Annotated in this window: 19 protein-coding genes; 6 read left to right on the top strand and 13 right to left on the bottom strand. The window is 73.8% G+C overall.

The window, feature by feature from the left end; all coding sequences use genetic code 11:
* Positions 1 to 313: 313 nt before the first annotated feature.
* The 3 genes from ACFVFS_RS14035 to ACFVFS_RS14025 all read right to left on the bottom strand — a co-directional run bounded on the left by ACFVFS_RS14035 (position 314) and on the right by ACFVFS_RS14025 (position 2,262).
* A complete protein-coding gene (locus tag ACFVFS_RS14035; protein WP_380623660.1) occupies positions 314 to 1,117 on the bottom strand; it encodes a DUF3710 domain-containing protein in 804 nt (267 codons plus the stop codon).
* A gap of 69 nt (positions 1,118 to 1,186) precedes the next feature.
* Complete coding sequence (gene dut / locus ACFVFS_RS14030; RefSeq protein WP_380623658.1) at positions 1,187 to 1,654, bottom strand: dUTP diphosphatase; 468 nt, start codon at positions 1,652 to 1,654, stop codon at positions 1,187 to 1,189.
* Positions 1,651 to 2,262: a PaaI family thioesterase gene (locus tag ACFVFS_RS14025; RefSeq protein WP_380623656.1), complete on the bottom strand. Its 612-nt coding sequence runs from the start codon at positions 2,260 to 2,262 to the stop codon at positions 1,651 to 1,653. Before ACFVFS_RS14025 ends, dut begins: the two co-directional genes overlap by 4 nt.
* Before the next feature lie 85 nt (positions 2,263 to 2,347).
* Here ACFVFS_RS14025 and ACFVFS_RS14020 point away from each other — a divergent pair, with 85 nt between their 5' ends.
* Positions 2,348 to 2,797, top strand: coding sequence for a DUF3093 domain-containing protein (locus ACFVFS_RS14020; protein WP_380623654.1), 450 nt, complete (start codon positions 2,348 to 2,350; stop codon positions 2,795 to 2,797).
* A 238-nt stretch (positions 2,798 to 3,035) separates the two neighbouring features.
* Here the strand turns inward: ACFVFS_RS14020 and ACFVFS_RS14015 are convergent, their stop codons facing one another.
* The 4 genes from ACFVFS_RS14015 to ACFVFS_RS14000 form a co-directional block, all read right to left on the bottom strand.
* The gene (locus tag ACFVFS_RS14015; RefSeq protein WP_327681335.1) at positions 3,036 to 3,335 is read right to left on the bottom strand and encodes a DUF4193 domain-containing protein; all 300 of its coding nucleotides are present in this window, start codon (positions 3,333 to 3,335) and stop codon (positions 3,036 to 3,038) included.
* A gap of 454 nt (positions 3,336 to 3,789) precedes the next feature.
* A complete protein-coding gene (locus tag ACFVFS_RS14010; RefSeq protein ID WP_380623652.1) occupies positions 3,790 to 4,770 on the bottom strand; it encodes an acyl-ACP desaturase in 981 nt (326 codons plus the stop codon).
* 321 nt (positions 4,771 to 5,091) lie between these two features.
* Positions 5,092 to 6,402: a sensor histidine kinase gene (locus tag ACFVFS_RS14005; RefSeq protein ID WP_380623650.1), complete on the bottom strand. Its 1,311-nt coding sequence runs from the start codon at positions 6,400 to 6,402 to the stop codon at positions 5,092 to 5,094.
* Between the two features lie 93 nt (positions 6,403 to 6,495).
* On the bottom strand, positions 6,496 to 7,149 hold the full coding sequence (locus tag ACFVFS_RS14000; RefSeq protein WP_148642660.1) for a response regulator transcription factor: 654 nt from the start codon (positions 7,147 to 7,149) through the stop codon (positions 6,496 to 6,498).
* A 457-nt stretch (positions 7,150 to 7,606) separates the two neighbouring features.
* Between ACFVFS_RS14000 and ACFVFS_RS13995 the strand changes: the two genes are divergently transcribed.
* A complete protein-coding gene (locus ACFVFS_RS13995) occupies positions 7,607 to 7,792 on the top strand; it encodes a hypothetical protein (protein WP_030301315.1) in 186 nt (61 codons plus the stop codon).
* 171 nt (positions 7,793 to 7,963) lie between these two features.
* Here the strand turns inward: ACFVFS_RS13995 and ACFVFS_RS13990 are convergent, their stop codons facing one another.
* On the bottom strand, positions 7,964 to 8,767 hold the full coding sequence (locus ACFVFS_RS13990) for an inositol monophosphatase family protein (RefSeq protein ID WP_380623670.1): 804 nt from the start codon (positions 8,765 to 8,767) through the stop codon (positions 7,964 to 7,966).
* A gap of 42 nt (positions 8,768 to 8,809) precedes the next feature.
* Entirely contained in the window at positions 8,810 to 9,952 is a 1,143-nt protein-coding gene (locus tag ACFVFS_RS13985; protein WP_380623648.1) for a ferrochelatase, read from the bottom strand.
* Between the two features lie 130 nt (positions 9,953 to 10,082).
* Here ACFVFS_RS13985 and ACFVFS_RS13980 point away from each other — a divergent pair, with 130 nt between their 5' ends.
* Positions 10,083 to 11,339 carry an MFS transporter gene (locus ACFVFS_RS13980; RefSeq protein WP_380623646.1) on the top strand — a complete coding sequence of 419 codons (1,257 nt, stop codon included), beginning with the start codon at positions 10,083 to 10,085 and terminating at the stop codon, positions 11,337 to 11,339.
* A 92-nt stretch (positions 11,340 to 11,431) separates the two neighbouring features.
* Entirely contained in the window at positions 11,432 to 12,754 is a 1,323-nt protein-coding gene (locus ACFVFS_RS13975) for a D-arabinono-1,4-lactone oxidase (RefSeq protein ID WP_380623644.1), read from the top strand.
* 8 nt (positions 12,755 to 12,762) lie between these two features.
* Here ACFVFS_RS13975 and ACFVFS_RS13970 read toward each other — a convergent pair whose 3' ends face one another.
* Positions 12,763 to 13,599: a hypothetical protein gene (locus ACFVFS_RS13970; RefSeq protein WP_380623642.1), complete on the bottom strand. Its 837-nt coding sequence runs from the start codon at positions 13,597 to 13,599 to the stop codon at positions 12,763 to 12,765.
* A gap of 580 nt (positions 13,600 to 14,179) precedes the next feature.
* On the opposite strand from ACFVFS_RS13970, the gene sepH reads away from it, so the two are divergent.
* Positions 14,180 to 15,256, top strand: coding sequence for a septation protein SepH (gene sepH / locus ACFVFS_RS13965; protein ID WP_380623640.1), 1,077 nt, complete (start codon positions 14,180 to 14,182; stop codon positions 15,254 to 15,256).
* A gap of 71 nt (positions 15,257 to 15,327) precedes the next feature.
* Here sepH and ACFVFS_RS13960 read toward each other — a convergent pair whose 3' ends face one another.
* Positions 15,328 to 16,188, bottom strand: a complete 861-nt coding sequence (locus tag ACFVFS_RS13960) for a sulfurtransferase (protein ID WP_380623638.1) — start codon at positions 16,186 to 16,188, stop codon at positions 15,328 to 15,330.
* 154 nt (positions 16,189 to 16,342) lie between these two features.
* Between ACFVFS_RS13960 and ACFVFS_RS13955 the strand changes: the two genes are divergently transcribed.
* On the top strand, positions 16,343 to 17,092 hold the full coding sequence (locus tag ACFVFS_RS13955) for a VOC family protein (protein ID WP_380623636.1): 750 nt from the start codon (positions 16,343 to 16,345) through the stop codon (positions 17,090 to 17,092).
* A gap of 12 nt (positions 17,093 to 17,104) precedes the next feature.
* On the opposite strand, the gene ACFVFS_RS13950 is transcribed toward ACFVFS_RS13955, so the two are convergent.
* Together ACFVFS_RS13950 and ACFVFS_RS13945 are read right to left on the bottom strand one after the other, a co-directional pair.
* Complete coding sequence (locus ACFVFS_RS13950; RefSeq protein ID WP_380623634.1) at positions 17,105 to 17,761, bottom strand: thymidine kinase; 657 nt, start codon at positions 17,759 to 17,761, stop codon at positions 17,105 to 17,107.
* Positions 17,762 to 17,794: 33 nt separating this feature from the next.
* Positions 17,795 to 18,979, bottom strand: a complete 1,185-nt coding sequence (locus ACFVFS_RS13945) for an alkaline phosphatase family protein (protein WP_380623632.1) — start codon at positions 18,977 to 18,979, stop codon at positions 17,795 to 17,797.
* Positions 18,980 to 19,111: the final 132 nt, after the last annotated feature.

Genomic DNA, 19,111 nt, shown 5'->3' with positions numbered 1-19,111 from the left:
AGGCCGGGGATGTCAACATATCTGGCGTTGACTTTTGGCACGCTGTTGAGTTCTCAAGGAACGGACGCTTCCATCAGGCGGCTTTCACACCGGCCCTCCGGGCGCTTCGCTCTTTCGTGTTTCCAGCTTATCAGATGTTTTCCGCTCCGTTTTCCGGAGTTTCATTCATCGGACTTCGCTTTCCGCTTGTCCCCGCTCTCTCGCGGCGACTCCGGAACTGTACGGGGACGGGCCCGCCACATGCAAATCGCCCCCGCCCGGTGGTGCGGGCGGGGGCGATCAGGGTTCTGCGGGCCTCGGCGGGCCTGGCCGATCAGCGGACCTCGGTGATCTCCGGGCCGCGGGCGAACGGGTCCAGCGCGGTGCTGCCGAAGCGGTTCTCGCCCTCACCGGCGGCCGCGACGGCGCCACCGCCGTCGGCGACCATCTGCGCGTCCTCGGGGAGCTTCAGCACGATCGGGTCGCGCGGAGCCATCGGGCTCTCACCGCGGACGACGACGGTCTGCCGGAAGACCTGCTCCAGTACCCCGCCCACCTCGGGCTGGACGGCGGCCTGGCCGGAGATCACGCCGCGGAGGAACCAGCGCGGGCCGTCGCAGCCGACGAACCGCACCAGCTGCACGCCCTGCGTGCCGTCCGGCAGCTGCACCGGGACCTGGGCGCGGAGGTGCCAGCCCAGCGGGCCCTCCTCCTCCTCGACGATGCCGCCCTGCGAAGTGATGCCGGTGGCGATCTCCTCGCGGACCTCGCCCCAGATGCCCTCGGACTTGGGGGCGGCGAAGGCCTGCAGCTGGATGGCGCTGTTGCCGAGGACCAGGGTCGCGGCCACGATCGCGTCTCCGGCCACCTCCACCCGGAGCTCCATGCCTTCGACACCGGGGACCAGCAGGCCCCCGAGGTCCACACGGCCCTCTTCCGGGTTCTCCAGCTCGGAGTGGTCCCACGGGCCGTCCGGACGCGGGGCCGGCGGCAGGCCGACCCGGTCCGTCGGGTCCAGCTCGGTCACGTTCTCGCTCTCGGCGGAACCTTCGACGTCATCGGCCGTCTCGTCGGCGCTGATGGCGTCGTCGGCGAGCTGCTCGACAGCGTCCTCGCTCTTCTGGCGACGACGGAACACGGTCACTGTCCTTCCCGGTCCAAGACCGATGCGAATACCTGCTCGGCTTCCTGCGAGGCCGCGGGCAGCCTAGACCGCGGCGTGGCCGCCGGTCGACCCGAACCCGCCCTCGGCGCGTGCCGACCCCGGCAGCTCCGCCACCTCGTGGAAACGGGCCTTCTCGACCTGCTGGATCACCAGCTGGGCGATCCGGTCCCCTCGGCGGAAGCTGACGCCCTCGCGCGGGTCCAGATTGACGACGATCACCTTGATCTCTCCACGGTACCCGGCATCGACCGTCCCTGGGGCGTTCACCAGAGCAACACCGCAACGAGCTGCGAGTCCCGAGCGGGGGTGGACGAACGCGGCGTGGCCGTCGGGCAACGCGATGGCGATGCCGGTGGGCAGGACGGCCCGCTCGCCGGGGGCCAGCTCGGCGTCGACGGTGGTGCGCAGGTCGGCACCCGCGTCGCCGGGCTGCGCGTACGCGGGCAGCGGCAGCTCGGGGTCGATCCGCCGGATCAGGACGTCGACGGGCTCGCGGGGGGTGGTGCTCAAGGGTTCACCTCAAAGGCTCGGGCGCGCTTCATCAGGTCGGGGTCGTCGAGGACCTTCTCGATGTCCTCGGGTCGACCGTGCTTGGTGAAGTGTTCCAGCTTCACCTGGACGAAGAGTGCCTGCGCGCGCACCGCGACCGGGCCGTCGGGTCCACCGATCCGGGCCTCGGCGGCGCTGTAGACCTTCCGGCCGTGCACGCCGGTGACCCGGGCGCGCAGGTGCAGGGTGGAGCCGACCGGCACCGGGGAGAGGAAGTCGGTCTCCAGCCGGCCGGTGACGGCGGGAACGTGCAGCAGCCAGTTGAGCGTGCCCAGGATCTCGTCCATGGCGGTGGTCAGCAGGCCGCCGTGGGCCAGGCCGGGGCCGCCCTGGTGCTCGGGGCCGACGGTGAACTCGGCGGTGACGTCGAGGCCCTCGCCGGCCACCGCGTCGATCCGCAGGCCGCCGGGGTGCTGCGGGCCGCAGCCGAAGCAGTGCTCGTAGTGGGAGCCGAGCCGGGTGCCGGGGGCGGGCGCCTCGGGGGCGCGCGGCGGGAGGACGGCCTCCGGCGGCGGCGTGGTCGGGGTCGTGGGGGCGGTGGGCGCGGTGGGGGCTGTCGAACCGGTCACGCCGCCCCACCCTACCGAGCGGTAGCCACGCCCCGGACGGGGGTTGGGTCCGGTCGCCGGCGTCACGGCGCCCACAATGGAGGGCATGTACGACGAACGCCTCACCGTGCCGCGCTCCTGGTGGCTGTTCCCGGTCGTGATCGGCCTCACCCTCGCACTGATCCTGCTGCGCCTCAGCGCGGTGGGCGCGCTGGTCGGGCTGGTGGTCGGCATCGCCGCCGGCGCCGCCGCGATCAGCAGTTACGGCTCGGCCCGGATCCGGGTGGTCCAGGGCTCGCTGGTGGCCGGCCCGGCCCGGATCCCGGTGGACGCCCTGGGCGCCGCGCAGGCGCTCGGCCCGAAGGACGCCGCCGCCTGGCGGGGGCCGAAGGCCGACCCGCGGGCCTTCATGCTGCTGCGCAGCTACGTGCCGACCGCGCTGCGGGTCGAGGTGAGCGACCCGGCGGACCCGACGCCGTATCTCTACCTCTCGACCCGCTCGCCGATGAAGCTGGCGGAGGCCCTGGACGAGGCCCGGCGCGGCGCCCGGACCTGAGGCCGGCCCGGGGCGGCCCCGGGCCGGCCGGAAGACCACCAAACGGAGAGGGACGGTACCGCCGAGGCGGTACCGTCCCTCCGCGCTTCCGGGAAGCGCATTCCATCCGACCGTATGACTGGTGCGTCCGTCACGACGGACGCCGGAGCTGCCGTCCGGCCCCGCTGCCCGGGGCCGGAAGGGGCGTCGCACCGGTCTCGCGGACACCGCGAGGCCCGAGTCATGACCGCCCTGGTCCTCAGGCGCCGCAGTCCCGGCAGATCGGGTTGCCGTTCTTCTCGCTGTACAGCTGGCTGCGGTGGTGGACCAGGAAGCAGCTCATGCAGGTGAACTCGTCGGCCTGCCGCGGAAGCACCCGGACGGAGAGCTCCTCGTTCGAGAGGTCGGCGCCGGGGAGCTCCATGCCCTCGGCGGCCTCGAACTCGTCGACGTCGACCGAGCTGCCGCCCTTGTCGTTCCTGCGGGCCTTGAGCTCCTCGATGCTGTCCTCGTTGAGCTCGTCATCGGTCTTGCGTGGGGTGTCGTAGTCGGTAGCCATTTTTCGCTCTCCCCCTCCGGGTTGTGCGGTGTGTGCGGTATCTCCAGCGCACGTAACGCATGGGGGGTCGGTCTTGTGCCCGACCCGAGGCGGAGATTTTGCCTTACTTCAAGCCCCGTTACTCAATCGACACTCAGCCAGGGGTCCGTTGGGGTGATCCACTCGGGCGTTCGGGGCCTCACGCAGGGCCATCGCCGCGGCGTGCGAACGACCGAATGCTGGACACGCTCCGTGAGCGAAGGTCCTCGATGCGCCCGCCAATTCCCTTGCCCACCAGGGCCGGGAGCCAATCCTCCGATCATCCTCCGATCGCCGTCTCACTTACGGACGGCGATCGGAGGTGGAAACCGAACGATCACCCTCCGGCATCATCCGGTCCCGCGGAGCGACACGGTGTGAGCTTGGTCACGTTCGTCGCCACCCCGGGCAAACCGTGGAAAATCCGCCCAAGCCGCTACGCCTGCCGACGGGCCGCCCGGCGGGCCAGCAGCGCCGCCTGGCGCTCGTCGAACTTGGTCGCCTGGGCGTCCAGCCCGTCGAGGAAGACCCCGAGCTCCTGCTGGGCCGCCACCCCCTCCGGGCCGAGCCCCTGGATCTCCATGATCTTGAGGTGGCGCAGCACCGGCTGCAGCACGTCGTCGTGGTGGATCCGCAGGTTGTAGACGCCGCCGATGGCGATCTGGGCGGCGGCCCGCTCGAAGCCGGGGATGCCGTGGCCGGGCATCCGGAAGTTGGTGACCACCTCGGCGACGGCCCGCATGGCCTGGTCCGGGGCGATCTCCAGGGCGGCCTTCAGCAGGTTGCGGTAGAAGACCATGTGCAGGTTCTCGTCGTTGGCGATCTTCGCGAGCAGCTGGTCGGCCAGCGGGCAGCCGGCGGAGTGGCCGGTGTTGCGGTGCGCGATGCGGGTGGCGAGCTCCTGGAAGGCCACGTAGGCGACCGAGTGCAGCATGCTGTGCGCGTTGTCGGAGGTGAATCCGTCCGACATGTGGGCCATCCGGGCCCGCTCCAGCTCGTTCGGGTCGACGGCCCGGGTGGTGAGCAGGTAGTCGCGAATGGCTATGCCGTGCCGCCCCTCCTCCGCCGTCCAGCGGTGCACCCACTCCCCCCAGGCGCCGTCGCGGCCGAACATGGTCGCGATCTCGTGGTGGTAGCTGGGGAGGTTGTCCTCGGTGAGCAGGTTGACCACGAGCGAGACCCGGCCGAGCGGGGTCACCTTGGACTGCCCGAGCTCCCACGCCTCGCCGCCGAGCACGCCGTCGAAGTCGCGGCCCTGGCTCCACGGGACGAACTCGTGCGGCATCCACTCCTTGGCGACGGCGAGGTGCCGGTTGAGCTCCTTCTCGACGACCTCCTCCAGGGCCAGGATCAGCCGCGTGTCGGTCCAGGCGCTCGAACCGAGCGAGGTGCTGCGCTGCACGGGGGCGATGGTCACGGGGCTGGCTCCTGGGGGACGGTACGCGCGGGACGGGCGCGTTGGACGGGTTACGCCGGAGTCCGTTCGGACGGCACTTACGGTCGCGTAGGTTACGACACCGTAAGTTGCCCGGGGCGGAAATGACAAGCCGCCCCCGCCTGGCCTTATGTCGTCTTGACGGGCTCGGCGGGGGCGGCTGGGAACGGTCGGCGCACGGACGTTGCTCACCCGGACGGCGCAACGGCCCCGCCACGGCCCCGAGAAGGGCTGTGACGGGGCCGTGGGGGCCCTGGAAGGGCCCGTCCGCAGGGGAGGCGGGGCCGCGGTCTCCGCGGGGCCTCACCCGCCCGGGATGCGCACCCGCATGGTGAGGCCGCCGCCGGCGCGGGGGGTGGCCTCGATGGTGCCGTTGTGGGCCCGGACCACCGAGCGGACGATCGAGAGGCCGAGGCCGACCCCCTTGTCGCTGCGGGTCCGGTCGGCGCCCTTGACCCGGCGGAACGGCTCGAAGATGTGTTCCAGCTCGTAGCCGGGCACCACCGGGCCGGTGTTGGAGACCACCAGCTCGCCGCCGCCGGGCACCGGTGCGGTGGTGATCTCCACCCAGCCGTCCGGGGTGTTGTAGCGGACCGCGTTCTGCAGCAGGTTGAGCGCGATCCGCTCCAGCAGGACGCCGTTGCCGGAGACCGTCGCCGGGTGCAGCGAGGCGCGCAGGTCGACCTCGCGCTTGGCCGCCTCCGCCCTGGTCTGCTCCAGGGCCCGGGTGGCCACCTCGGAGAGCTCCACCGGGCGGCGGTCGGTCAGCTCGTTGTCGCTGCGGGCGAGCAGCAACAGGCCCTCGACGAGCTGCTCGCTGCGCTCGTTGGTGGCCAGCAGGGTCTTGCCGAGCTGCTGGAGGTCGGGCGAGGCCTGCGGATCGGAGAGCTGGACCTCCAGCAGGGTCCGGTTGATCGCCAGCGGGGTGCGCAGCTCGTGCGAGGCGTTGGCGACGAACCGGCGCTGGGAGTCGAAGGAGCGGTCGAGGCGCTCCAGCATGTCGTCGAAGGTGTCGGCCAGTTCCTTGAGCTCGTCGTCCGGGCCGTCGAGCTCGATCCGCCGGTGCAGGTCCGAGGAGGCCACCTCGCGGGCGGTGCGGGTGATCCGGCCGAGCGGGCGCAGCACCCGGCCGGCCATCGCGTAGCCGGCCGCGAAGGCGATCACGGCGAGGCAGACCAGCATGGTGAGCGACTTGCGCAGCAGCGTGTTGAGCGCGGTGTCGGACTTCGCGGTGTGGCTGTTGGCCAGGTACTGGTTGAACTGGTCGGTGCTCATCCAGACGCCGTTCACCCGGGCGCCGGTCGGCCCGAAGTCGAAGGGCGGCGGCTGGACGTCGCGCAGGGCCTGCTTGACGAAGACGTACATCAGCAGGAGCAGCACCACCCCGGCCATCAGGAACATCCCGCCGTAGAGCAGGGTGAGCCGGATCCGGATGGTGGGGCGGAACGGCAGCCAGGCGAGCATGCCGTCACCGGGCACGTAGGTGTCGTGCGAGGAGTGCAGGCGGGGGGCGCGCGGCGGGTGGGCCGGCTTGGGCGGTACGGGCCGGTTGGGCACGGCGCGCCCGCCGGTGGGCGCGCCGGAGGGCCCGCCGGCCGGGGGCGGGGTGGTCATGATGGTCCTCTCGGGGCGTCCGCCGGGGCGGGCGCGGGGTGGGGGCCGGGTTCCGTCGGAGCCGCGGGGTCCGCTCGGAACCGCGGCGTCCGGTCAGATCCGGTAGCCGGAACCCGGCACGGTGACGATCACCGGCGGGTCGCCGAGCTTGCGGCGCAGCGTCATCACGGTGACGCGCACGACGTTGGTGAACGGGTCGGTGTGCTCGTCCCAGGCCTTCTCCAGCAGCTGCTCGGCGGAGACGACGGCACCGCCGGCCCGCATCAGCACCTCCAGGACGGCGAACTCCTTGGGGGCGAGCTGGACGGGGCGGCCGTCGCGGATCACCTCGCGGCGGCCGGGGTCGAGCGAGATGCCGGCCCGCTCCAGGACGGGGGGCAGCGGGACGGTCGCGCGGCGGCCCAGGGCGCGCACCCGGGCGACGAGTTCGCTGAAGGCGAACGGCTTCGGAAGGTAGTCGTCCGCTCCGATCTCCAGGCCCTCGACCCGGTCGCTGATGTCGCCGGAGGCGGTCAGCATGATCACCCGGGTGGCCAGGCCCTGGTCGACGACACTGCGGCAGACGTCGTCACCGTGGACCAGCGGCAGGTCGCGGTCGAGCACGACCACGTCGTAGTCGTTGACCGCGATGCGCTGGAGCGCGGCCTCCCCGTCGTAGACCACGTCCACGGCCATCGCCTCGCGGCGCAGACCGGTGGCCACTGCCTCGGCGAGCAGCTGCTCGTCCTCGACGACGAGAACCCGCACGGTGGTTGTCCCTTCTTCAGGCCGGCCCGGGAAGCGGACGTACGGCTCCGACGCTGTCTCCATCCTGCCTGGTCCTGCGGTAAGGCAGCGATAAGCTGCCCCGGAGGAACGGCTGCCGCGGGGCGGCGCCGGGCGCGGGCGGCCCCCGTTCGTGGTGGAAGCAGTCCGGTTGGACTGTGACGCAGGCAACTTTCTGTCGCCGGGAGGTTTCCCGCCCTCCGGGGCGGGGAGGACATCCGCACACCCGCGATCCGGTTTCTGAGCCGATCGCACCCACCCGCCGTGCGTTCATCCGCGCCGGCCCTGGGGCTGGGGCGTCACCGGGAGAGCGGCCGAGGGCCGTCTCCGCGCCCGACCGGAGCTCTTCACCGCCCGGATCGGACGCTTCCGCTGGCCACCGTCACCCCGGGGCGGGGGGCGCACGACCGTGCACGTCCGACACAGTAAGGGGGCCCGTATGGACGCCTTCACCGCCGGAATCCTGCAGCGCATCGCCAATGCCGAGCAGGACCTGCACCGCGCGATCGAGGCCGGGGACGAGTTCCTCGCCGAGGTGGAACAGTCCGAGCTGGACGATCTGCGCCGTCTCGCCGCCGAGCACGGCGTGGACACGGTGCTGGAGCGCCACCGCACCGCCGCCTGATCCCCGCCGACCCGTCGCCGGACCTCCGGCACCAGCGGCCCTGTGGGGGCCGTGCGAAACCCAGGCCCTGGCATCCCCCGTGTGTCAGGGCTCTTCGTCGCCCGGAGACGACCCGGAGGGGCCCGCTTCCCGACCGCCGGTGCGGTCGGGAAGCGGGCCCTTCGGCGTTCCTCAGTCCGCCCAGGCGTTCAGGGCGGCCAGCCGCTCCTGGAGCGGCTCGTAGACGCCGGGGGCGGCGGCCACGGTCAGCTCGCCGTCCGCGCCCCGCCCGGGGCGGCCGCCGACCAGGGCGCCGGCCTCGGCCGCGATCAGGCAGCCGGCCGCCCGGTCCCAGGGCGCCAGGCCGCGCTCGTAGTAGCCGTCCAGCCGGCCGGCGGCGACGTCGCAGAGGTCCACCGCGGCGGCGCCGCCCCGGCGGATGTCGCGCACCTCGGGCATCAGCCCGAGCACCACCTCGGCCTGCCGGACCCGCACCTCGCGGACGTAGGCGAAGCCGGTGCCGATCAGGGCCTGGCCCCACGGCGGGGCCGGGCGGGTGGAGACCGGGCGGCCGTCCCGCCGGGCGCCGCGGCCGAGCACGGCGTGGAACAGCTCGCCGCGCGCCGGGGCGTACACGACACCGACCACCGCGCGCCCGTGCAGCTCGGCGGCCACGCTGACCGCCCAGGAGGGCAGGCCGTACAGGTAGTTGACCGTGCCGTCGAGCGGGTCGACGACCCAGCGCACCCCGCTGCCGCCGGACCGCTCGGCGCCCTCCTCGCCCAGGTAGCCGTCCTCGGGCCGACGGGCGGTGATCAGCTCCAGGACGAGCTTCTCGGAGGCCAGGTCCATCTCGGTCACCACGTCGACCGGGCTGCTCTTGGTGCCGGCCACCCCGAGGTCGGCCGGCCGGCCCTCCAGCAGCAGGGTGCCGGCCCGGCGGGCGGCGTCCAGGGCGACGTCGAGCAGCTCGTCGAGCAGGGCGGGATCGGGCACGGCGGGGCTGGACACGGGTTCTCCTCCGGAGGCGGAAACGGGTCAGCGCTCGGCGGCGGCCGGGCGGGGGGCGCGCGGGTTGGGGCAGCAGGCCACGGCGCAGACGTCGTGACCGGGGCCGAGCGCGCCCAGCGCGCAGCGGGTCACCGGCTCGCCGCGCTCGGCGGCGGCCCGCTCCAGGACGAGTTCGCGCACGGCGGCGGCGAACCGGGGGTCGGCGCCGACGGTCGCGGCCCGGGCGACCGGCAGGCCGAGCTCGGCGGCCTTGGCCACCGCCTCGGTGTCCAGGTCGTACTTCACCTCCATGTGGTCGGAGACGAAGCCGATCGGGACCATCACCACGGCCGGGGCGCCGTCGGCGTGCTGGGCCTCCAGGTGGTCGCAGATGTCGGGCTCCAGCCAGGGGGTGTGCGGGGCGCCGCTGCGGCTCTGGTAGACCAGCTCCCAGGGGCGGTCGGCGACCCCGGTGCGCTCGGCGACGGCGGCGGCGACCAGCCGGGCCACGTCCAGGTGCTGGGCGACGTAGGCGCCGCCGGGGCGGCCGCGGGCCGGGTCGTCGGGGGCGCCGGAGGTCTCGGCCATGGTGTCCGGGATCGAGTGGGTGGTGAACGCCAGCCGGGCACCGGCCCGGACCTCCTCGGGCAGCCGCTCCAGGGCCGCGGCGGTGGCGTCGATCACCGGCTCGACGAAGCCGGGGTGGTTGAAGAAGTGGCGCAGCTTGTCGACCCGCAGCTCCGGCAGGCCCTCGGCGGCCAGCGCGGCCAGCGCGTCGGCGAGGTTCTCCCGGTACTGGCGGCAGCCGGAGTAGCCGGCGTAGGCGCTGGTGGCCAGCACGGCGATCCGGCGGTGCCCGTCGGCGGCGATCCCGCGCAGGGTGTCGACCAGGTAGGGCGCCCAGTTCCGGTTGCCCCAGTACACCGGCAGGTCGAGGCCGTGCCCGGCGAAGTCCTCGCGCAGCGCGGCCAGCAGCGCCCGGTTCTGCCCGTTGATCGGGCTGACGCCGCCGAACAGGAAGTAGTGCTTGCCGACCTCCCGCAGCCGCTCCTTCGGGATGCCCCGGCCGTGGGTGACGTTCTCCAGGAACGGGACGACGTCCTCCGGGGCCTCGGGCCCGCCGAAGGAGAGCAGCAGCAGGGCGTCGTACGGAGCGGCCCCGGTGCGGGTGGTGTTGCGCGCGTCGGACATGGCACCGATCCTGCCACTGTGCACACGGCGGTCCGGGCCGGGGCCGCGCCCGGTGCCCGGAAAATACCGTTTGCCAAGGTTCGTAAGCTGTCTTCGCCAGCAACGTTCCTTACCCCCCTGCGGAGCCCCCGTGCTGTCCAGCTACCGCCAGATCTTCGCCGCCCCCGGCACCCTGGCCTTCTCGTCCACCGGGTTCATATCCCGGCTGCCGATCTCCATGACGGGGATCGGCATCGTCACGATGCTCTCCCAACTGCGCGGTTCCTTCGGCGTCGCCGGTCTGGTGTCGGCGACGATGGCGGTGTCCGCGGCGGTCCTGGGCCCCCAGGTCTCCCGGCTGGTCGACCGGCACGGGCAGCGCCGGATCGTCCTGCCGGCCACCGCGCTCACCGTGGCGGCCGCCGTCGGCCTGCTGCTGTGCGCCCGGTTCGAGGCCCCGGACTGGACGCTCTTCCTGTTCGCGGCCGGGATGGGCGTCATGCCGAGCACCGGCGCCATGGTGCGCGCCCGCTGGGCGCACCTGTACCGGGAGGAGGGGCCCAAGCTGCACACCGCCTACTCCTTCGAGGCGGTGGTCGACGAGGTCTGCTTCATCGTCGGCCCGATCCTCTCGGTGACGCTGGCCACCGCGGTCTTCCCGGAGGCGGGCGTGCTGCTCGCCGGCGTCTTCCTGGCGGTCGGCGTCGCCCTGTTCGCCGCCCAGCGCTCCACCGAGCCGCCGGTCCATCCGGCCGCCCGGCACGTCGGCGGCCCGGTGATCCGCAACCGGGGGCTCCAGGTGCTCATCCTGACCTTCGTGGCCACCGGCGCGATCTTCGGCTCGGTCGAGGTGGTCACCGTCGCCTACGCCAAGGCCCAGCACCACGACGCCGCCTCCGGCCTGATCCTGGCGCTCTGGGCGTTCGGCTCCTGCCTGGCCGGCGTCGTCTTCGGCACGCTCAAGCTGAAGGGGTCGATGGCGGTCCGCTTCCTCGGCGGCGTGGTGTTCATGGCGGTCAGCATGGTCCCGCTGCTGCTGGTCGCCGAGTCGGTGAACGGCGTCGGCGGACTGGCGGCGGTCGGCGGCGCGCTGCTGATCGCGGGCATCGCCATCTCCCCCACCCTGATCACCGCGATGGCCCTGGTCGAGCGGCTGGTCCCGGCCGCCCAGCTGACCGAGGGCATGACCTGGACCACCACCGGCCTCGCCCTCGGCGTCGCGGCCGGCTCCTCCGCCGGCGGCTGGGTGATCGACGCGGCCGGCGCCGCGGCGGGCTACTGGGTGCCGCTCACCGCCGGGGTCTTCGGCGTGCTGGCCGCGTTCGCCGGGCTCGGCCGGCTCCGGGCCGGACTGTCCGACGAGGAGGCCGCCCTGCCCCCGGTCGAAACCGTGGACCTGGAACGGTGACCTGACTTACCCTCCTCCCTACCCGCGGCCTACCCGCGGGTAGGGACCGAGGTGAGCCGACGCCGTTCGGCCACGGAGCAGGAGGCGCCGCAATGCCCCAGGCCAGTACCGCGACCCGCACCCGCTGGACCAACTGGGCGGGCAACCAGACCACCGTGCCCGCCCGGGTGGTCACCCCGGGCACGGCGGAGGAACTGGCCAAGGAGATCCTGCGGGCCGCCGACCAGGGCCGGACCGTCAAGGCGATCGGTTCCGGCCATTCCTTCACCGCGATCGCCTCCGCCGGGGACGGCGTGCTCGTCCGCCCGCACGCGCTGACCGCCCTGCGGGAGATCGACCGGGAGAACGGCACCGTCACCGTCGAGGCCGGGATGCCGCTGCACCGGCTCAACCGGCTGCTCGCCGCCGCGGGCCTCTCGCTCACCAACATGGGCGACATCGAGGTGCAGACGGTGGCCGGCGCCACCAGCACCGGCACCCACGGCACCGGCCGGGACTCCGGCTCGCTCGCCGCCCAGATCCGCGGCCTGGAGATCGTGCTCGCCGACGGCCGCGTCCGGCGCTGCTCCCCCACCGAGGACCCGCGGCTCTTCGCGGCCGCCCGGCTCGGCCTCGGCGCGCTCGGCGTGATCACCGCGCTCACCCTCGCCGTCGAGCCCGCCTTCCTGCTCACCGCGCACGAGCAGCCGATGGGCTTCGACGAGGTGCTGGACCGGCTGGACGACCTCACCGCCGTCAACGAGCACTTCGAGTTCTACTGGTTCCCGCACACCGACCGCTGCTCCACCAAGCGGAACAACCGCAGCCAGGGCCCGGCCGCGCCGCTGCCCCGGTTCAAGGAGTGGCTGGAGGACGACTTCCTCTCCAACACGGTCTGGGAGGGCGCCTGCCGGGTCGGCCGCCGCTTCCCCGGCTCGGTGCCGGCGATCGCCTCGCTCGCCAGCCGCGCCTGGTCGGACCGCAGCTACACCGACACCGCGTACAAGGTGTTCACCAGCCCCCGCAAGGTGCGCTTCATCGAGATGGAGTACGCCGTGCCGCGCGCGGCGGTCGGCGAGGTGCTGCGCGAGCTGCGGGCGATGGTCGAGCGGTCCGACTGGCGGATCAGCTTCCCGGTCGAGGTGCGGTTCGCGCCGGCCGACGAGGTCTGGCTCTCCACCGCGCACGGCCGGGACACCGCCTACATCGCCGTCCACCTCTACCGGGGCACCGCCGAGCAGGGGTACTTCACGGCGGTCGAGCGGCTGATGACCGAGCACGGGGGCCGCCCGCACTGGGGCAAGCTGCACACCCGGGACGCCGAGTACCTCGCCGGGGTCTACCCGCGCTTCGCGGACTTCACCGCGCTGCGCGACGAGCTGGACCCGGACCGGCGCTTCGGCAACGACTACCTGCGCCGGGTCCTGGGCGCCTGACCCCGGCCTCAGCCCTGGCCCTGGTCCGGTGCCGCGCCGGCCGGGGCCGCGGGCGGCTCGACCGCGGTGGTCGGGGCCGGGGGCCTCGGGGTCGCGGCGCCGGACGGCTTCGCGGAGCCGGCCCCGTCGCCGGCCGGGGCCGAGGGCTTGTCGGACGGCGGTGCGGACGGCTCTCCGGTGGGGGGCGCGGAGGGCGTCGTGGAGGGCGCGGTGCCCGAGCCCGCACCCGAACCCGCCGACGGGGAGGCCGAGGGCCCGCCGCCCTCCGCGCCCGGGCGGGTGTCGGGCGTCGGCCGCCCGGAGGCGCCGCCGTCCCTGCCGGCCGAGGGCGAGGGCACCGAGGCGGGACCGGAGGACGGCGCGTCACCCGGGGGGACGGTCGGCTTCCGGTCGACCCGGCCGCCGATCGAGGTGCCGGTGCCCGACTCGCCCCTGACCGTCGCCGACACCGGCTGCCCGGTCGCCAGCTCGAACGCGAGGATCGGCACCATCGCGAGGGTGAACACCAGCGCCGACACCGCCGTGAAGGACTTCCAGGTCCACCGGCGACGCGCCCGGACCACCTGCGGGGTGCTCCACTGCGCCGGGGCCTGCGGATCCCCGGCGGGCACCGGCTCCGGCACCTGCCGCAGCCCGTTCGCCAGCCGGCCCGGCCCGGCCGTCCGGTCCACGGCGCCGCGCAGCTGTTCGCCGGTGCGCTTGAAGAGGTGCTGGAACACCGCACCGCCGGTGGTCGCGCCGATGCTCACCACCGCCGCGCCGAGAATGGTGCCGTACACGCCGAGTTCGGACGCGAGCACCGCCCCCACCACGGTGGCCAGTGCACTGGCGGCGACCTGAGCCACACTCAGATCAATTCGCCTGCGACCTTCCTCCGATCCGTCCCGGTCGGGCTTCACCTGCGGCATCAACGTCCCTCGTGTCAGTACGACTGTCCTTCGAACAAGTCACTCCATCTTGCCCAAAGAAGGACACAAGGGTCGAAAATGCGGTTCTTCCCGGAAGATATATGTGAAGATGATCACCGTTCATCGGTCGATCCTCGGCCATTGGGGTCGCATGCTCTTGAGATTCCCGTGAATCGCGGGAGACTTGAGCGGCGAGCCGCCCCTTTGGATGCCACGAATGGAGTACTGTTCGTAAAGCCTGAGGCCCGGGTCGACTTGTCGACTGCCCATCAACCGGCAGCTCGACGAAGAGCTGTGGCGCAGGCACGCACGGCGACGCCCGTCCCGGATCGTCGCGTCACTGCGCGTGCGAGGACGGCCGGGACACCCAGGCGCGACGTCGACGGATGGCGTGGCAAAAAGGCAACCGTGCCACAGCGGCGTGGACGGGCGTAAGCCCGACACGCCGGGGAACTCAGCAAGGTTGTGGCCAGTCGCGAGCGGGCAGGCCACACTCAGTACGGGAGCAGCGACGCAGGTGACGTCGGCAGGCACCACCCGGGAGGTAACCGTGCCCGAACTGCGGGTTGTGGCCGTCAGCAACGACGGCACACGGCTGGTGCTCAAGGCTGCCGACAGCACGGAGTACACCCTTCCCATCGATGAGCGGCTGCGCGCCGCCATCCGTGGTGACCGTCCGCGCCTCGGCCAGATCGAGATCGAGGTCGAGAGCCACCTCCGCCCCCGTGACATCCAGGCGCGGATACGAGCCGGTGCCTCCGCCGAGGAGGTCGCGCAGGCCGCCGGCATCTCGGTCGACCGGGTCCGCCGCTTCGAGGGTCCGGTGCTGGCCGAGCGGGCCTTCATGGCCGAGCGGGCCCGCAAGACCGCGATCCGCCGGCACGGCGAGGCCCCCGGCCCGCAGCTGGGCGAGGCGGTGGCCGAGCGGCTGGCGCTGCGCGGCGCGGAGAAGGAGACCGAGCGCTGGGACTCCTGGCGGCGCGACGACGGCACCTGGGAGGTCATCCTCTCCTACCGGGCCGACGGCGAGGGCCGCAGCGCGTCGTGGACGTACGACCCGCCCCGGCGGCTGGTGCAGCCGAACGACGACGAGGCCCGTGCGCTGATCGGAGAAACGGTCGAGCGCGAGGAGGAGTCGGTCTTCCCGTTCATCCCGCGGATCGCCCGGCTCCCCCAGGACCGGCCGCCGCGGCCGATGATCGACCGGCCCTCGGCCGACCGGATCATGTCCGCCCGCGAGGTGCGGGAGTCCCGCGAGGCGACGGCCGAGTCCCGCGACTCGCTGACCAGCCTGCTGGACGTGGTGCCCGCCTTCCGCGGCGACCTCGCGGTCGGCGCCCCGCCGCCGGTCGAACCGGTCCCCGCCGAGGTGGCCGAGGAGGCGGAGGAGCCGGCGGCGGCCGCCCCGGCGGTCGGTGCGGGCTCGGCGTACGCGGACATCCTGATGCCGCGCGCGGTCGCGCCGCACCGGGAGCGGCTGGTCGGCACCACCGACCGGCAGGCCGAGGCGGACGGCGTCCGGCCCGGGCGCCGGGCCACCGTGCCGAGCTGGGACGAGATCGTCTTCGGCAGTCGGCGCAAGAAGCAGGAGTAGCAGGACGGATCGGTGTCGGGGGCGGACGGCGGCGGCCGCCCGCCCCCGAGCCGTCCGCCCCCGAGCCGTGCTCAGCCCGGCTGGTCGGTGACGGCGACCGGGCGGGCCCCGTCGCTGGACCACTCGCTCCAGGAGCCCGGGTAGAGGGTGGCGGGCAGGCCGGCGACCGCTAGCGCCAGGATCTGGTGCGCGGCCGTCACCCCGGAACCGCAGTAGACGGCGGTCTCCCGCTCGCCGGCGCCCAGCTCCCGGAACCGGGCGGCGAGTTCGGCGGCGGGCCGGAAGCGGCCGTCCGGGCCGACGTTCTCGGTGGTCGGCGCGGAGCGGGCGCCCGGGATGTGGCCGGCCCGCGGATCGATCGGCTCGGTCTCGCCCCGGTACCGCTCCCCCGCCCGGGCGTCCAGCAGCAGTGCCTCGCGGGCCCAGACCGCGGCGCCGTCCGCGTCGATCACCGGCAGCCGCCCCGGCACCGGCTTGAAGTCCCCGTCGCCGGCGGGCGGCGGCTCGGTGCTGACCGGCAGTCCGGCCTCCCGCCAGGCGGCGAACCCGCCGTCCAGCACCCGGACGTCGGGGTGGCCGGCCCAGCGCAGCAGCCACCAGGCGCGGGCGGCGGCCAGCGCGGTGGCGCCGTCGTAGACCACCACCGGGCGGTCGGCCGAGACGCCGAAGCGGCGCAGCGCGGCGCCGAACTCCTCCGGGTCGGGCAGCGGGTGGCGGCCGCCGCGGCCGGGCGGGCCGGCGGGGGCGGCGAGATCGGTGTCGAGGGAGACGAAGTGGGCGCCCGGCAGGTGGCCGGCGGTGTAGTCCTCGATCCCGGGCGGACCTCCGAGCTGCCAGCGCACGTCGAGCAGGACCGGCGGGCGCCCGGAGGCGAGCGCCTCGCTCAGCCCGGTCACCGACACCAGCGGGGAGTCATCGTGAGTGGTGGTCATGGCGGTCATTCTGGCGCAGTGCGACTGTCCGGTGCTCTTTGTGCGGTCTTTGCCGGACTTTCCGCGCGGCCCGAGGGTTCGGAGCGCGCCACGGTGGAAGCATCACCCTCACTGCGCCGTTTCGTGCGCCGTCCGCGCTCCGAGGAGACCTGTCATGTCCGCGCTGACACTCCGGCTCGCCCAGGGCACTCCGTGCTGGGTGAGTCTGATGACCGACGACCTGCCCGGCGCCCGGGCGTTCTACGGCCAACTGCTCGGCTGGACGTTCACCGCGGGCCCGACCCAGCTCGGCGCGTACGTGCGGGCCCGGATCGGCGAGGAGCCGGTGGCCGGGCTCGGGGTGTCCTCGGTGACCGGCTACCCGGTGCAGTGGACCACCTACTTCGCGGTGGACAGCGCGGACCGCTCGGCCCAGCTGGTGCGGGAGTGCGGGGGCACGGTCGCGGTCGGGCCGCTCCAGGCCGAGCGGGCCGGGCGGCTGGCGATCGCGGCGGACGTCTCCGGCGCGGTCTTCGGGCTCTGGCAGGGCGCGGAGCACCTCGGCCGGGAGGCCGGGCCGGAGCCCGGCGGGCCGGCCTGGGCGGAACTGCTCACCCCGGACCCGGACGGCGCGGCGGTCTTCTACCGCACGGTGCTCGGGGTGCCGGTGGCGGAGACCGAGGGCGGGTCGGCGCTGCTGGTCGGCGGACGGCCGGTGGCCGGGATCCGGCGCGACGCCGAGCTGCGCGGCCACCCGCCGCGCTGGCGCACCCACTTCGCCGTCACCGACGCGGAACTGACGGCACGCCGCGCGGTCGAGCTGGGCGGCCGGGTGCTGGTGGAGCCGCACCCGACGCCGCGCGGCCGCGCGGTCCGGCTGGCCGACCCGCGCGGTGGGCACTTCTCGGTGCTGGAACCGCTCTAGGGACTGCCGTTCCTAGGCCTGCTGGTCCTCGAAGGGGAGGACGTCCGGGGAGAGGACGGCGGCGCGGGCGGTGGCGGCGGTGAGGCGCCGGCGGTGGTGGCGGCGGCAGAGCACCTCGTAGCCGACCTCGTCCTCGCGGACCGAGATGTCGCCGATCACCACCTGCGCGCCCTCGACCACCATCACCCCGCCGACGGTGCGGGCGTTGTGGGTGGCCCGGGCGCCGCACCAGCAGAGCGCCTCGACCTGGAGCACCTCGACCCGGTCGGCGAGTTCGATCAGGCGCTGCGAGCCGGGGAAGAGCCGGGTGCGGAAGTCGGTGGTGATGCCGAAGGTGTAGACGTCGATGTCGAGCTCGTCGACGATCCGGGCGAGCTGGTCGATCTGGCCGGGGGTGAAGAACTGGGCCTCGTCGCAGATCAGGTAGTCGACCCGGCCGCCGGCCGAGAGCCGGTGCACCACATGGGCGTGGAAGTCGAAGTCGTCGCCCACCTCGACCGCGTCGGCGCGCAGACCGAGGCGGCTGGAGATGGTGGCCGCGCCCGCCCGGTCGTTGCGGGTGAGGATGATCCCCTGCCGGCCGCGGGCGGCGTGGTTGTGGTCCATCTGGAGCGCGAGGGTCGACTTCCCGCAGTCCATCGTGCCGGAGAAGAACACCAGTTCAGCCATGGGTGGTGCAAAGGCCTTTCACATCAAGGGGGTTCAGCGGCGGAATTCGAGCAGCGGCACGTACTGCTCGACCGGGGTCATCGAACCGTGCAGGCCGATCATCGCGGACTCGCCGGGCTCGTTGCGGGAGGCGGTGATGGCGATGTCGTCGCGGGCGGCGGCGACCACGTCGCCGATCCGGTGGTAGACCCGGTCGTCCACGGCGGGGCCGAACCAGCCGGCCCCGATCGCCTGGTCGCGGGTGGCCACCCACATCCGGTCGCCGAGCACCTCGCTCCACACCGCGTGGACGTCGGCGGCGGCGCCGGGGACGGCGTAGACGTGGCGGGCCCGGCCCTCGCCGCCGAGCAGGGCGACACCGGCGCCGAGCTCCCAGTCCTCGTCGAAGTCGATCCGGTCCTCGGGGGCGATGTCGATCATGCCGTGGTCGGCGGTGACGTACATCACCGAGCGCGGGGGGAGCTGCTCGGCGAGCCGGCGGGCCAGCCGGTCGACCGCGTCCAGGGTCATCCGCCACTCGTCGGAGTCCACGCCGAAGCGGTGGCCCGCGCCGTCCAGTTCGCTCACGTAGGTGTAGACCAGCGCGCGGTCGTGCTCGGCCAGCCAGGCGGCGGCCCGGTCCATCCGCTCCTCGCCGGTGGTGCGGCCGAGGAAGGTGCCGCCGGAGAGCGCCACCCGGGTCAGCGGGGTCTGGGCGAACAGGGGGGAGGAGACCTGGGCGGTGGCCACCCCGGCGGCGTCGACCCGCTCGAAGACGGTCGGGTACGGCTGCCAGGCGGCCGGGTCGGTGTGCGGCTGCCAGCGGAGCTGGTTCATCAGGTGGCCGGCGCCGGGCACCGCCACCGTGTAGCCGGCCAGGCCGTGCAGGCCCGGCGGGGTGCCGGTGCCGACCGAGGCCAGCGAGGTGGCGGTGGTGGACGGGAAGCCGGCGGTCAGCGGGCGGCCGGTGCCGCCGAGCGAGCCGGCCGTCAGCGAGGAGAGGAACGGCGCGTACTCGGGGTGGCGCAGCAGCAGTTCCCAGCCGAGGCCGTCGACGAGGAAGACCACCGCGCGGTCGGCGGGCGCCAGCGGCAGCGCCGCCTCGAAGCCGGGGACGCCGAGGCCGGCCGCCACCGAGGGCAGCAGGTCGCAGAGCGAGCCGGTGCCGTAGGGGGGCGCGGGCGCGGTGGCGGGGTCGAGGAGCTCGAAGGCGTCGTGGCCGTCGGGGGCGAAGGGCATGGTGGCGGGGGTGGCTTCCTGGCTGGCCGGTGCGGTCCGGGCGGACGGGGTGGCGTCCGGACGGCGCGGTTCGATGCGTGGCGGCGGAGCGTGACGGCGGTACGTGTCGGCGGGCGGTGGGGCGGGACTACG

The sequence above is a fragment of the Kitasatospora sp. NPDC057692 genome (assembly GCF_042799475.1).
In the GTDB taxonomy this organism is placed as follows: domain Bacteria; phylum Actinomycetota; class Actinomycetes; order Streptomycetales; family Streptomycetaceae; genus Kitasatospora.
This window is presented reverse-complemented; position numbering and strand designations above follow the sequence as displayed.

Coding starts and splice junctions, on each gene's coding strand:
- ACFVFS_RS14015 (WP_327681335.1), bottom strand. CDS start 3,335: ATGGCTACCGACTACGACACCCCACGCAAGACCGATGACGAGCTCAAC.
- ACFVFS_RS13950 (WP_380623634.1), bottom strand. CDS start 17,761: ATGGCTGAACTGGTGTTCTTCTCCGGCACGATGGACTGCGGGAAGTCG.
- ACFVFS_RS13960 (WP_380623638.1), bottom strand. CDS start 16,188: ATGACCACCACTCACGATGACTCCCCGCTGGTGTCGGTGACCGGGCTG.
- ACFVFS_RS13955 (WP_380623636.1), top strand. CDS start 16,343: ATGTCCGCGCTGACACTCCGGCTCGCCCAGGGCACTCCGTGCTGGGTG.
- ACFVFS_RS13985 (WP_380623648.1), bottom strand. CDS start 9,952: ATGTCCGACGCGCGCAACACCACCCGCACCGGGGCCGCTCCGTACGAC.
- ACFVFS_RS13995 (WP_030301315.1), top strand. CDS start 7,607: ATGGACGCCTTCACCGCCGGAATCCTGCAGCGCATCGCCAATGCCGAG.
- ACFVFS_RS13975 (WP_380623644.1), top strand. CDS start 11,432: ATGCCCCAGGCCAGTACCGCGACCCGCACCCGCTGGACCAACTGGGCG.
- ACFVFS_RS14005 (WP_380623650.1), bottom strand. CDS start 6,402: ATGACCACCCCGCCCCCGGCCGGCGGGCCCTCCGGCGCGCCCACCGGC.
- ACFVFS_RS14020 (WP_380623654.1), top strand. CDS start 2,348: ATGTACGACGAACGCCTCACCGTGCCGCGCTCCTGGTGGCTGTTCCCG.
- ACFVFS_RS13945 (WP_380623632.1), bottom strand. CDS start 18,979: ATGCCCTTCGCCCCCGACGGCCACGACGCCTTCGAGCTCCTCGACCCC.